We start from the raw sequence: 12,387 nt of genomic DNA on the forward strand, positions 1-12,387 counted from the left end.
ATTTGTATTCAATATTCCGTATTCAGTATTCAGGTTTACCACCGTATCAGCACCGCCCCCCAGGTCAGACCGGCCCCGAAGGCCACCAGCATTATCAGGTCGCCTTTCTTGATCTTTCCGTTCCGTACCGCCTCATCCAATGCGATGGGTATGGAAGCCGCCGAAGTATTGCCGTATTTCTGGATATTGATGTATATCTTCTCGTTCCCGGCCCCCAGCCGCTCGGCGATGGCTTCTATGATCCGGATGTTGGCCTGGTGCGGGATCAGCAGATTCAGCTGTTCCTTGGAAACTCCGGCGCTGGCCAGCGCCTTGGTCGAGGCATCCAGCATGTTCCGGACGGCATGGGGAAACACCTTGTTCCCGGCCATCTTCACAAAGTGCATCTTCTCGTCCACCGTCTTATGGGTGGCCGGGTTCAGACTGCCGCCGCCCGGCTGGAAGATCAGGTCGCCCAGGTTGCCGTCGGCGCCCAGATAGGTGGACAGGATACCCCTTTCATCTTCCACCTCGCCCAGCACCGCCGCCCCGGCCCCGTCCCCGAACAGCACGCAGGTGCCGCGGTCGGTCCAGTCGGTGATCTTGGTCAGCTCCTCCGCCCCTATCACCAGCACCTTGCGCCTGGGATCGGCCACTATCAGCGAGCGGGCCAGTTCCAGGCCGTAGATGAACCCGGTACAGCCGGCGGAAATATCGAAGGCCGCGGCGTTCTTGGCCCCCAGCGCCGCCTGAACCAGACAGGCGGTGGAGGGAAACATCATGTCCGGCGTGACCGTGCCGATCAGGATGAAATCCAAATCCTCCGGCTTAACCCCGGAAGCTTCCAGCGCCTTTTTGGCTGCTTCCAGCGACAGCTTGGAGGTCGGGGTCTTCTCGTCGGAGACATGGCGTTCTTTGATGCCGCTGCGCTGGGTTATCCACTCATCGGTGGTCTCGACCATCTTCTCCAGGTCGGCATTGGTCAGTATCTTTTCGGGAACGTACGAACCTGTTCCCAAAATGGCTATCCGTTTCATTTTTCAAATTCCTCGGTGTTTAAGGATTCCAACTGCTCCTGAATATGGCCGTTCACCCGGTGGGTAACGCAGCGGGTGGCAACCAATATGGCATTCTTGATGGCTTTGGCGCTGGAACGTCCGTGGCAGATGATACAGACACCATTGACGCCCAAAAGCGGTGCCCCGCCATATTCCTCGTAATCAAGGTCTTGGGCAAACCTTTTCAAGGCCGGCTTCAGCAACAAAGCGCCCAGCTTGGCCAGAATGCTGGTGTTGATATAACGCTTGATGGAGCCGTAGAACATCCTGACAACGCTCTCGGCGAACTTAAGGATGATGTTGCCGATGAACCCGTCGCAGACCACCACGTCGGCCGTGCCCCGTAGGATGTCCTTGCCCTCGATGTTGCCTATGAAGTTGAGCTTGCTGGCCGACAGCAGTTCGTGGGCCTTTAAGATGCTCTCGCTGCCCTTGGATTTTTCCTCGCCCACCGACAACAGCCCCACCTTGGGATTGTTGCGTTCAAAGACATATTGGGCATAGGAAGAACCCATAAAGGCGAACTGCAGAAGATGGTGGGGTTTGCAGTCCATGTTGGCACCGACGTCTATCATGATGCAGCCGCCGTGCTCGGTGGGCATAAAACTGGCTATGGCCGGCCGGGCCACCCCCTTCAGCCTTCCCAATTCGAACAGCGAAGCCGCCATCACCGCCCCGGTGTTGCCGGTGGAGATGAAGGCCTGGGCCTTCTTGTCCTTTTGCAGCCTTAATCCCACCAGGATGGAGGAATCCCGTTTGCGGCGCAGGGCGTCGGTCGGGGACTCGTGCATCTCCACGGCCTGGGAAGCGTGCACCACCTCCACCCCGTACTTTTTCAGGTCTTCCTCTTCATACTTGTCTTCACCCACACCCTGAGCCAGTTCGGTCTTGATGGCCACCTCGTCGCCCACCAGTATCACCTTGTAGCGCCCCTTGGCTAATTTGGCGGCCTGGATGGCTCCCTCTATGATGGGAGCCGGACCGTGATCTCCGCCCATGGCATCTACCACAACCGTCACTACTTCAGTTCCGGTCGGGATCTGGGCCATGGCTGCTCCGCTGGTAAGATCAGAGCTTTTGGAGTTCTTTTTCTTGATGGGTTTAGGCGGCATTTTTATTGAAGCAACAGTTTAAAATGTAACTTATACTTCTTTGATGGCAACGATTTCCCGTCCGCCATAATATCCGCAATTGGGGCAGGCCCGGTGCGGCATACGGGGCTGATGGCAATGGGAACAATTCACCAGATTCGGCTTGACCAGCTTCCATGTGGCCCGGCGTTTGTTGGTGCGGGAATTTGAGTGTCTTCTCTTGGGGACTGGCATTGGATATCTCCTTAATTAAAAAATAAATTGCATTTCTATGGTTATCGTTTCCGGGAGCTGTCCAGTATCTCCAGCACCAGCTGGTCGTATCCCATTCCCTCGGCCTTGGCCTCGGCCGGCATATCGGAAAGGTCGGTCATGCCGGGATTGGTATTGACCTCCAGCACGTAGACTGTACCGGAGCGGTCGACTATGGCATCCACCCGGGACCATCCGTGGCAGCCCAGGACCTGGTGTGCCTTCAGGGTCACCTGCTGGGTCCTGGCGTATATGCTGCCCGGCAGGCGGGCCGGTACGTGGAACTCTGTCAGGCCGCCGGTATATTTGGCCTGATAGTCGTAGAATTCATTCTTGGGCACCAATTCCAGCACCGGCAAAGCCCTGGCCTTGGCACCGCAGCCTAAAATGCCCACTGTGACGTTCATTCCCTGAATGAAGCGCTCGGCCATCACCTGGCCGTAATGTTTGTGGATCTGGATGAATGACTTTACGGCCTGTACCTGGTTCTTGGCTATGGAAACACCCAGGGAAGAGCCTTCATCCACCGGCTTGATCACCAGCGGAAGTTCCAGGTCGTCCACCGCTTCATGGGCCGCCTTTTTGGGGTCTTGCCTTGGTCCTGCCCAGCAGTATTCAGGAGTGGGTATCCCCTGTTCGTTGAATATCTTTTTGGAAAAGACCTTGTTCATGGCCAGAGCCGAGGCCAGCACCCCGGAGCCGGTGTAGGGAATGTCCATCATCTCCAGCAAGCCCTGGACCGTGCCGTCCTCGCCGTACCGGCCGTGCAGGATCACGAAGACGGCGTCGATCTTCTTGTTTCTCAGCTCGGTTCCCAGATCCAGCCCGGCGTCTATACCCACGGCCTGAAGGCCCTTACGTTTGAGGGCTTCCAGCACGTTCCGGCCGGAGCGCAGCGAAACCTCCCGCTCCCCAGACCTTCCGCCCATCAGCACCGCGATCTTCTTGCCGGTAAAATGTTTTATTATCCGTCGGCTGTTCAAGCTTTGACCTGTCCGAAAATTCATTGTTCTATGTTCAGCGTTTTAACAGTCTGACCATGCGGCGTACTGCCTTGGGAAGTCCCGCCAGCACTGCTTCGGCAATTATCGAGTGCCCGATGTTCAACTCAGTAATCTGGGGGATATTCACCACCGGTTTTACATTCAAATAATTCAACCCGTGCCCGGCGTGGACCTCCATTCCCAGTTCAGAAGCAAGTCTGGCTGCCTTGGCCAGACGATCCAGCTGAAATGCCGCCCTGCGGCTGTTGCCCGGCGCCGCTTCCCAGGCCAAGGAATAGGCATTGGTATTCAGTTCCACCGCCCGGGCCCCCAGTTTTAAAGCCGTCCTGATCTGCATTTCATCCGGCTCGATGAACAGGGTTGACCGGATGCCGGCTTGGTTCAACTCTTTTACCGCTAGCGCCACCCGCCCCCGGGCTTTGATCAGATCCAGGCCTCCCTCGGTGGTTATTTCATCGGGGTTTTCCGGGACCAGGCAGACGGCGTCCGGTTTTATCTTTACGGCTATGGCCATCATCGGAATAGTGGCGGCCATCTCAATGTTAAGATGGGTCTTCACAGCTTTGGACAGCTTAATCACATCCTGGTCCTGGATATGTCTCCGGTCGGAGCGCAGATGCACGGTAATGCCTTCCGCCCCGGCTTTTTCGGCCAGTCCGGCGGCGGCCACCGGGTCGGGCTGGCAAGCCAGCCGGGCCTGTCTTACTGTGGCCACATGGTCAATGTTGACGCCCAGGCGTACTTTTTTTAGCTTCAATGATTTTCCTATGACCCGGCAAAGCCGGAACGCCAAAAATCAAGTCTGGCTCTTTAAGAATTCTGCCTTTACCCGGGGCAACAATAAACCACGGACAGTAGCCTTGCAGATTTTTACTGCATCCGCTTAGACCGTGGTTTAAAATATTTTATCCCGCCCGGTTATTTGACGATGATGGCTGCCGGTATTACCACACAATATCCCAGCACCAGCATTACCGGAGCCAGATTCATGGTCAGCCAGCCGTCCACGCCGCCCTTAAAAGGATGCACAAAAGGGAATCCCCCGCCGAAAACCGGGCTGGTCAGGAACAAAAACCCCAGGATTATCAGAACCAGACCGGTTCCGAACAGAATATAGTTTTTGCGGTTAAATCCCAGCGGAGTTTCCGGCACTACGACAGTTTTTTCCGGGACGGCCTTGGCCTTATTTTTAAATTCTTTTTTAGACATATTGTTTCCTTTTATATAGACTTTAAGTATACTATTTTAAGGGCCGTTTGTCAAGATAAAACCTATCATTACCATGGGTTGCCTGATTTGACTGAGAACCTCATGGCATAACCCGGGAGTTTCCCTTTAGCCAGATTTTAATCTTATTTTTTGAAGATAATTGCCCGATCTTCTGTCACAACTGATTGTTTTTAAGGCAAGGGTCGCAGACCGTGTTACTGCTGTATATTCCGCCTGATTTTACCGCCCGGCGGGCTTCCCGGTACTTTTCATTGTTCCAGATCTCAAGGATGCCGGCATCAGCCAGGGAACCGAAATCATCCCTCTGATAATAACTGCCGCAGCAGGGGGCTATTCCGCCGTCTGTTCTTAGGGAAATCTGGCCCCATAGGTAATTGCATTGGGGTTTAATTACGGTCTTTTGGCCGGCAGCGGTCCGGAAAAGATGGTACCGTGGATCAGCGGGCAAGAAATCATTCAATTGGGATCGTTTCTGGGTATCATCCTTATAGACCATTTCCTCCATGTTGGAAAAAGAGGAGATAAACCTGATCTCATCCACCCCGGTTTCCCGGGCCAGCTTGGCGGCTCCGGCCACCTCATGTTCGTTGAAAGAAAATACTATGAACTGCCAGATCACCCTGGGCTTGGCCGATCTGTTTTTATCCCTTTTCTGGATAATGCTCCTCATATTGGCCATGACTTTTTCAAAATCGCCTCCCCGGCGGTATTGCAGGTAGGTTTGGCTGCTGATCCCGTCCAGCGAAATTATCAGGGTATCCAGACCGGAGCCTAGGAGTTGATCAGTCATTTTGGGTTCAAATAAAGTCAGATTGCTGGAAACGATGGTCTTTATCCGCCGTCGGGAACAATATTTCACAAATTCAAACAATTCCGGGTTCAATAAGGGTTCCCCCCAGTTGTATAAATAGACCTCATAAAGATAAGGGGACAAAGGATCCACTGCCTGTTTGAACAGGTCAAATGACAATGCGGAAACCTTTCGTTCGGTCAGCATCCGTCCGGTCGGACACAGCGGGCAATGAAGGTTGCACCCGTTGAACGGCTCTACGATCAGCTTGACCGGCTTGGCCCAGGCCTTTTCCGGTTTGATCATGTTCTGGAGCAGCACCAGGACCAGATTGCCCAGCTTGCGGGCTGAATTGTAAGGGGTAAAAATAAACCTTGTTATATAATCCAGCCAAGGGTTCTCCTGCCAGGGGTATTTTATCCGGGTTCTGTTCATTTTTCGGGACCGTCATTTCTCATACCCACAACGTAAATGTGATGGGCATGCCTGAGCTTGAACCACCGGGGCATATTTTGTTCCAGCCAGCTGAATAGATGCAGGATGGCTCCAGGTCTTTGTTCTTCGCCCTTCAGGTTCCAGTTCCACTTCCTGCCAAAGAGACCGGCTATTCTTCGTAGATCGGCGGTCAGGGACATGTCCGAAGTATCCAGGGTGGGGGGAACATCCACCCCTCCGGCTTCAACCACCTTCAAACCCGCCCGTCTAAAGGCTTCTTTGATCCCGGACGGATTCATCAATGCCTCATTTCCGTGATCCCAGGGAATGTTCCTGCCTCTATGCCATTGACGGTGCAGCCAAACCCCGCTGTTGTCATTGACCGTTATCATCATTACCGTGTTGGCGGATACCCGGAAGAGTTCCCTCAGGTATGATTCCGGATCATTCATTTGTTCCAGCATGCAAAAACTCCAGACCAGGTCATATGATCGGTCCGGATATTTAAGTTTTGCCACCGGGCACTGGCAGGACTCCATCTTGCCGGCCAAACCCATCTGCTTCCAGGTATCACCGGCCCGTTCTAAAAGCAGGGATGACGGATTGGACAGGGCCACCGGTTTTTCCGCTATTTTCGCCAAACAAAGGCTGTTGGCGCCGGGAACGCCGGTGATGCCGTCGGCTGGAGACTCAAGGACGCTTTTCAGATCGTATTTTAAACAGGTACTCATTAACAGATCATTTACCATCAGCCGTTCATATTGCGTGCCAAAACCCTCATTGACGTTAACATCCCGGTAACCTGCCAGGTTCTTTTCTACCAAGGCAATGATCCTTTGATCATCGTTGTCATGGACAGCGGATGGCCCGGCATCGGCTTTGCCTTCCATGATCTGCCGGATGAATACGGCCAGGATGAAGATATTCAATGGAATATAGCAAAGCCACCAGACGAACAGGGCTGCAATATTTTTAACTATTTTAAGCATAGAAGTGTTATTGTGTCTGAAATCAAAATAATAAATCCCGGAGCACTTTCAACGAAGTCCTGAGATCCAGCATCATGTTGGTATAGGCCGCGTTGGCCAGGGGACAGGCGCAGGCCCTATTTTTGATCAGTTCCCTGACGGCATCCGCTTTTGGCGACCGCCACAATTTCCTGAAGTTATAATCGAAATCCTTTAGTGAGCCCATCTCATCCCCTTTGATGCAGCAGGCCCACACTTTTCCATCCGGCATGATCTGGACCGAGGCGGTCCCGGCGTAGCATTTTAGCCCGGCAGCGCCGGACAAAACCCGGGAAACATATTGATAGTAATGTTTTCTGAAGGCCTGCACCAGCCCGGCCGTTCCCCTTTTCCTGTTTTCAGCCGTTTCGGAGATCAGAACATCGGCCGCGCTTTTATATTGCTTCGGGGTTGGGGTAATGGAAATGTTTTGGTTTTTCAGCTCCACCCGTTCCTCGGCGATCTCGGCCACCAGCGAATCGGTATTCAAGGACAATAAAGTTTTCCGGTCAAAAGCAAAGCTGTCTGCGTTTTGTGCTGAGATCACCGTCCCGATGCCTACGGTCAGATTCGGCAGGTTTGCTTCTTTCAACAGTTTTATGGTCTCTACCGCCCTGGCATAGGCGCCGGCACTGCCCCGGATATGATCCTGTTTTGGGCCCACCGAATCTATTGAGACATTTACTATGAACCGGATCCCTTTGTGTTCATGGGCCAGTATTTTCACCACATCCCGAATGCGGTCAGGCAGACTGCCATTGGTGGGGATGTTGACAATTTTGGGCCGGCAGGTCCGGCAGAACAGGTCTACAATGGTTTCAAGGTTATCCCTTAAGAACGGCTCTCCGCCGGAAAATGTCACCCAATAGGGAGAACAGCCCAGTGATTTGAATATCTTCGTATAATCTTCAACAGTAAGTTCCGGGACAGGATCTTCCCAGATGCGGCAGGTGGCGCAGCGGTAATTGCAGCGGGTGGTAAGGCTGATTGTATAATTGAATGGCAGTACTTTTGGCCAGCCGGTGGCCCGGAAAAGCCGGTAAAGTATCTGGGCCGGTAGCAAATTCATGATCGTTCCTCTACCTGCTTGGTGGAAGAGGCCATGGGCCAGATGAACGGATTTCTTTTCAGGACATGGAAATCGATCCAGGCCAGAAGCCTGGCCAGGGCTTCCAGGGAAACCGCCCCGGCCAAGAAGGCCAGCCGGCGGGGCGACCAGGACAGTTCGTCCTTAAGCAGGGCCAGCACTTTTAGATTGTTCATGGTATCGGGAAGCTTCCAGTCCGGCCTCAGTATTTTCATATGATGGTAGCCTATCAGGTGCCGGCGGCGGACCTTGAAGAAATCAGCCAGGTTCTCCGGGCCGCGGTTGTAAAATACCGCTCCGGGAACATAACTGTTTATAAATCCCTTTTCCAGGACCTGCATCACTATCCAGGTTTCGTCGGTGGCGGTGTCCACCGGGATCCCGCCGATCACCTTCCGGAAGGCCACCGCCTCTCCGGCCTTGAAACCGTTCAAAGCCAGCCGGTGATGCAGCCGCCAGAACAAACCAACATAATAACCGATGAAATCACCGGGATCGTTCAGTGGTATGATCTGTCCGGCCGCCACGCCGGTTTTGGGGTCGTCAAATGCCTTGAGCATTTCCTCCAGCGCTCCGGGCCGGGGCAGAATATCTCCGCTTAACATTACCAGAATAGGGGAAACGGAACTGCTGATGAACAAGTTGACCGCCGAAGCCTTTCCCTCCCTGCTTTCCTGCACCAGCAGGCGGATCCGGGGATCAGCTTTCATCTTTTTACTGACAATGTCCGGAGTGCCGTCGGTGCAGCCGGAGGCAATAACGATGACTTCCTCCAGGATGTAACAGGATGAGTCAAACATTAAAAGGCGGTCCAAAAGTTTTTCAATATTGGCCGCCTCGTTATAACATGGTATGCCGATCGATATTTTCATAAGGACAATGTCCTTAACACCGCATCCCGGACAGATTCCGGGGTCAGGTCTGACATGCAGACTGGATCGGGACAATATGTTTTATAGCAGGGAGAGCACTTTGCCCCGGCCGAAAGTTTTTCGCCTTTTTGATACAGGTCAATTTCCTGGCTGCAGGTGGGGCCGAACAAGGCCACCGTCCTTTTGCCCAAAGCGATCCCCAAATGCATCCCCAAAGTATCGGCGCTGACCAGCAGGTCCAGGGCGCTGATGACCGCTGCGAACTGGCGTAATTCCAGGCTGGTCCCGGGATTGATGAAACCGGGGCAGCTTTTGGCGATGGCCTGGTTCAGCTGGGCCTCTTCGGAGCCGCCCAGCAGCAGCAAGCCGATGTCTTTATGCCCGGCCAAAAGCCTTCCCAGCCTGATGAAATTTTCTTTGGGCCAGCTTTTGGTGGGAAAAGCCCGTCCGGTTCCGGTGTTGATCCCCACCAGATGCTTTTTGCCCTTCAACCGGGAGAATTTATGCAAGTGTACCTTTGCCCAGGATAATTCTTCCCCGGTAAGGCTCAGCACATAAAGCTGCTGCCGGTATTTCAGCCCGCAAGCCTCGATGACCAGCTGTTGATAGCTTTTTTGGTTAACCTGGAATTTGAGATGGTTGGAAAGTCCCAGACCGTAAAGATACTTTGAATTCTTATCCAGGGGGATCAGCTGTCCCAGCCTGTCCACCCCGAACCCGTATTTACGTTTGGCCCGGACCTGTACGGCCATCCCGGCCAAGTGGGGCTCCTTGTCCAGGCAGATTGCCAAGTCATATCTTTGAGAAGAGATCTCCATCACCGCTTCAAGAGAATAGGCCAGCAGTCTGTCGATGTGGGGGTTCCCCTCCAGCAAAGGCATGGCATCCGGGGCGGTCAGCCAGGTAAGGCGGCTTAGGGGGTATTTTTGCTTTAAAGCCGCGGCCAAAGGAGTGGTGCGCAATACATCACCCTTGGCAGCGGTCTTGATCAGCAGTATATTCCCCTTCCAAGGACGGTACTCACGGCACGACTGGCAGTCCGGGTTGAGCGGGCAGGGCTTGTAACCCAGAAAATGCCGGCAATCAGGCTTGGGAAACGGCATCATCGTGCTTCAGTTCTTTAAGTTTGTATTGCAGGGTGCGCAAGCTGATCCCCAGCTGATCCGCCGTCTGGCGGCGGTTGCCCTGGCATGATTTTAAGGTGGCGATGATCAGGTTCTTCTCCATCTCCCTCATGGACTGGCCGGACACCACGGCGGCGGGTCCGGACCTGGCGGTTTTTATCTGATCGGGAAGATCTTCCAGGCGGATGGTCTGGCCCTTGGCCATCACCACGGCATAGGAAATGACGTTTTCCAGTTCCCGAATGTTTCCCGGCCAGCCGTAATCCATCAGAACGGCCAGGGCTTTGTTCTCTATCTGGTCGATGCCTTTGGACTGGGCGGCGGGTGCGGTCTGAAGGAAATGCCGGCAAAGCAGAGGAATGTCGCTCTGCCTTTCCCGCAGGCTGGGCAGGTTGATGGTCACCACATTAAGGCGGTAGAAAAGATCTTCCCGGAACCGGCCAGATTTTACTTCCTGGATCAGGTCCCGGTTGGTGGCCGAGATCACCCGGACGTCAACTTTGATGCTCTGGGTATCCCCCACCCGGCGCATCTCGCCGTCCTGCAGCACCCGCAGGAGCTTGGCCTGGATGGCCGGCGAGATATCTCCGATCTCGTCCAGAAAGAAAGTGCCGCCGTCGGCCATCTCGAACAGGCCCATCTTGTTGGTGGCGGCCCCGGTAAAGGCGCCTTTTTTATAGCCGAACAATTCTGATTCCAGCAGGGTCTCAGGCAGGGCGCCGCAGTACTGGGCCACAAAATTCTTTTCCTTGCGGGGACCGTTATAATGGATGGCCTTGGCCACCAATTCCTTGCCGGTGCCGGATTCGCCCTGGATCAGGACCGGGACATTGCTGTCCAGCACCTTCTCCACCACAGAAAGGGCCGCCAGGAACTTGGTGGACTGCCCGACGATGTTCTCGAACCGGTACTGGCGGCTGATCTCCTCCTTCAGGATCAGGTTCTCCTGCCTCAGCCGGGCCTGAAGCCTGGCATTCTCTATGGAAATGGCCGCCATGTTGGCGAAGGCCGCCAGGAATACTTTGTCCCGCTCGGTGAAGACATTCCTGGTGGTGCGGCTGTCCACATAGATCAGGCCGATGGTCTGGTCCTGCTTTTTAAGGGGAACGCAGATGATGGAGAGGATGTTGTAAAGCATCACGCTCTCCGAGCCGGAGAACCGGGGATCGGTCTTGGCATCGGAGGTCAGGGTCCCTTCCCCGCTTTCCAGCACCTGGGTCAGGATGGTCTGGGAGATCTCATCGGGGTTTTCTATGGGCCGGCGCTGGAAGTTGCGGGCCACCTTCACCGCCAGTTCACCCGACGGTTGTTCCTTGATCATCAGCAGGCCCCGCTCGGCCTTGGTGGTGGAGATCACCAGATCCATTACCCGGTTGAACAGCTCCTCCGGCTCCTGGATGGAGTTGATCACCTGGCTGATGTCGTAAAGGGCCAGCATTCCCTCTTTATCGACTTGTTTTAATTCCTCGGTAGACATTTTTAGTTAAGTTGATATTATTATGGTATGATGAAAGTTGCTTCGGAAGCTGCGGTATTCCCGTCGATGTCGGTGGTTCTTACTACCCAGGTGTAACCACCGGAAACAAGTGATGCATTGCAGTTAACATTGGAGACACTGGCTGTGGTCAAAGACCATTTAAGCTGGGTCCCCTGCCAGATCTCAATGGTGATTTCTACCCCGCTCGCTTGGCTATTGGTCCAGCTTAAAGTGCCTGGCAGGGTTAACAGCGTTCCGTTATTGGGCATAAGGTTTGTCGGGACAGAACTGAATAATGGAACAAAAGACTGTAGTGCTGATAGGCCCTCCCCCGGCTCTATGATGAAAAATACCGGTCGTCCAATAATCAATGTTTCAGGGTCAGGAACGGATCCAAAGATTATTCCCAGATTAAGATCCCAGCTATAACTGTTGCTTAAGGAGTCAAAAGCAGTGACCTGGGCTGGATAATTGAAGTTATTGACCACTGAATAAAAGAAATAATCTCCCAAGTAGCTCTGGCCGTCAGGGTGAGTTCCCCGGCATTCCAGTTTCAGGCCTCTGTCAAAAGTCCCATTTTCGTGGGCTATCACATAAGTGTTGACCTTGGGCAGTAACAAAGATGGTTTCCCGGTCAAAATGAAATCTTTCTCCAGTTTGCCGTCGGCAGGAACATCTATCGTATCTAAAGCGTCCCGGTATTGGGGATGGCTGACCGTCAGCACATATCTTTCCCCTCCGGTAAGATCCAGGCTGTAGGCTCCTTGGGCATCGCAAACGGTATTGATATTGACCGGACGGGCTGTGACCACCGCTCCCGGCACCGGTGATGCTTTTGAATTGCGGACCGTGCCCCAAACCCCCCGGCCGTTGACCGGATCAAGCGGGTTATCGCGCTTGGCATCCGGCCCGCAGCCCAGAACGGCCAGCAGACTAAAGGCCAATAGCACTATGAAAGGATTTGTTTTTTTCATTGATGGG

General features: G+C 53.9%; 13 protein-coding genes. All 13 read right to left on the reverse strand.

What is annotated here, in order from left to right; genetic code table 11:
• Nucleotides 1-35: 35 nt before the first annotated feature.
• Complete coding sequence (locus HZA73_03945; GenBank protein ID MBI5805177.1) at nt 36-1,016, reverse strand: ketoacyl-ACP synthase III; 981 nt, start codon at nt 1,014-1,016, stop codon at nt 36-38.
• Nucleotides 1,013-2,056 (reverse strand): phosphate acyltransferase PlsX, encoded by a 1,044-nt coding sequence (gene plsX, locus HZA73_03950; protein ID MBI5805178.1) that lies wholly within the window; start codon nt 2,054-2,056, stop codon nt 1,013-1,015. The genes HZA73_03945 and plsX overlap by 4 nt, the downstream gene beginning before the upstream one ends.
• A gap of 123 nt (nt 2,057-2,179) precedes the next feature.
• Nucleotides 2,180-2,362, reverse strand: a complete 183-nt coding sequence (gene rpmF / locus HZA73_03955; GenBank protein MBI5805179.1) for a 50S ribosomal protein L32 — start codon at nt 2,360-2,362, stop codon at nt 2,180-2,182.
• A 41-nt stretch (nt 2,363-2,403) separates the two neighbouring features.
• Nucleotides 2,404-3,387: a D-alanine--D-alanine ligase gene (locus HZA73_03960; protein ID MBI5805180.1), complete on the reverse strand. Its 984-nt coding sequence runs from the start codon at nt 3,385-3,387 to the stop codon at nt 2,404-2,406.
• A gap of 10 nt (nt 3,388-3,397) precedes the next feature.
• The gene (locus HZA73_03965; GenBank protein ID MBI5805181.1) at nt 3,398-4,141 is read right to left on the reverse strand and encodes a pyridoxine 5'-phosphate synthase; all 744 of its coding nucleotides are present in this window, start codon (nt 4,139-4,141) and stop codon (nt 3,398-3,400) included.
• 161 nt (nt 4,142-4,302) lie between these two features.
• Nucleotides 4,303-4,593, reverse strand: a complete 291-nt coding sequence (locus tag HZA73_03970; protein MBI5805182.1) for a DUF3098 domain-containing protein — start codon at nt 4,591-4,593, stop codon at nt 4,303-4,305.
• Nucleotides 4,594-4,768: 175 nt separating this feature from the next.
• Complete coding sequence (locus tag HZA73_03975) at nt 4,769-5,839, reverse strand: radical SAM protein (protein ID MBI5805183.1); 1,071 nt, start codon at nt 5,837-5,839, stop codon at nt 4,769-4,771.
• Nucleotides 5,836-6,828: a methyltransferase domain-containing protein gene (locus tag HZA73_03980; protein MBI5805184.1), complete on the reverse strand. Its 993-nt coding sequence runs from the start codon at nt 6,826-6,828 to the stop codon at nt 5,836-5,838. Before HZA73_03980 ends, HZA73_03975 begins: the two co-directional genes overlap by 4 nt.
• A gap of 22 nt (nt 6,829-6,850) precedes the next feature.
• On the reverse strand, nt 6,851-7,915 hold the full coding sequence (locus HZA73_03985; GenBank protein ID MBI5805185.1) for a radical SAM protein: 1,065 nt from the start codon (nt 7,913-7,915) through the stop codon (nt 6,851-6,853).
• Nucleotides 7,912-8,805: a glycosyltransferase gene (locus HZA73_03990; GenBank protein ID MBI5805186.1), complete on the reverse strand. Its 894-nt coding sequence runs from the start codon at nt 8,803-8,805 to the stop codon at nt 7,912-7,914. Before HZA73_03990 ends, HZA73_03985 begins: the two co-directional genes overlap by 4 nt.
• Complete coding sequence (locus tag HZA73_03995; GenBank protein MBI5805187.1) at nt 8,802-9,908, reverse strand: glycosyltransferase family 9 protein; 1,107 nt, start codon at nt 9,906-9,908, stop codon at nt 8,802-8,804. Before HZA73_03995 ends, HZA73_03990 begins: the two co-directional genes overlap by 4 nt.
• Nucleotides 9,889-11,367: a sigma 54-interacting transcriptional regulator gene (locus HZA73_04000; protein ID MBI5805188.1), complete on the reverse strand. Its 1,479-nt coding sequence runs from the start codon at nt 11,365-11,367 to the stop codon at nt 9,889-9,891. Before HZA73_04000 ends, HZA73_03995 begins: the two co-directional genes overlap by 20 nt.
• 59 nt (nt 11,368-11,426) lie before the next feature.
• Nucleotides 11,427-12,380, reverse strand: a complete 954-nt coding sequence (locus HZA73_04005) for a carboxypeptidase regulatory-like domain-containing protein (GenBank protein MBI5805189.1) — start codon at nt 12,378-12,380, stop codon at nt 11,427-11,429.
• Between the last annotated feature and the right edge of the window lie 7 nt (nt 12,381-12,387).

Source organism: candidate division TA06 bacterium (assembly GCA_016235665.1).
Lineage (GTDB): Bacteria > Edwardsbacteria > AC1 > AC1 > EtOH8 > UBA5202.

Bases quoted from the DNA above. Each gene is read 5' to 3' on its own strand.
- HZA73_03945 (MBI5805177.1), bottom strand. From the start codon at position 1,016: ATGAAACGGATAGCCATTTTGGGAACAGGTTCGTACGTTCCCGAAAAG.
- rpmF (MBI5805179.1), bottom strand. From the start codon at position 2,362: ATGCCAGTCCCCAAGAGAAGACACTCAAATTCCCGCACCAACAAACGC.
- HZA73_03960 (MBI5805180.1), bottom strand. From the start codon at position 3,387: ATGAATTTTCGGACAGGTCAAAGCTTGAACAGCCGACGGATAATAAAA.
- HZA73_03970 (MBI5805182.1), bottom strand. From the start codon at position 4,593: ATGTCTAAAAAAGAATTTAAAAATAAGGCCAAGGCCGTCCCGGAAAAA.
- HZA73_03975 (MBI5805183.1), bottom strand. From the start codon at position 5,839: ATGAACAGAACCCGGATAAAATACCCCTGGCAGGAGAACCCTTGGCTG.
- HZA73_03980 (MBI5805184.1), bottom strand. From the start codon at position 6,828: ATGCTTAAAATAGTTAAAAATATTGCAGCCCTGTTCGTCTGGTGGCTT.
- HZA73_03985 (MBI5805185.1), bottom strand. From the start codon at position 7,915: ATGAATTTGCTACCGGCCCAGATACTTTACCGGCTTTTCCGGGCCACC.
- HZA73_03990 (MBI5805186.1), bottom strand. From the start codon at position 8,805: ATGAAAATATCGATCGGCATACCATGTTATAACGAGGCGGCCAATATT.
- HZA73_03995 (MBI5805187.1), bottom strand. From the start codon at position 9,908: ATGCCGTTTCCCAAGCCTGATTGCCGGCATTTTCTGGGTTACAAGCCC.
- HZA73_04000 (MBI5805188.1), bottom strand. From the start codon at position 11,367: ATGCTGGCCCTTTACGACATCAGCCAGGTGATCAACTCCATCCAGGAG.
- HZA73_04005 (MBI5805189.1), bottom strand. From the start codon at position 12,380: ATGAAAAAAACAAATCCTTTCATAGTGCTATTGGCCTTTAGTCTGCTG.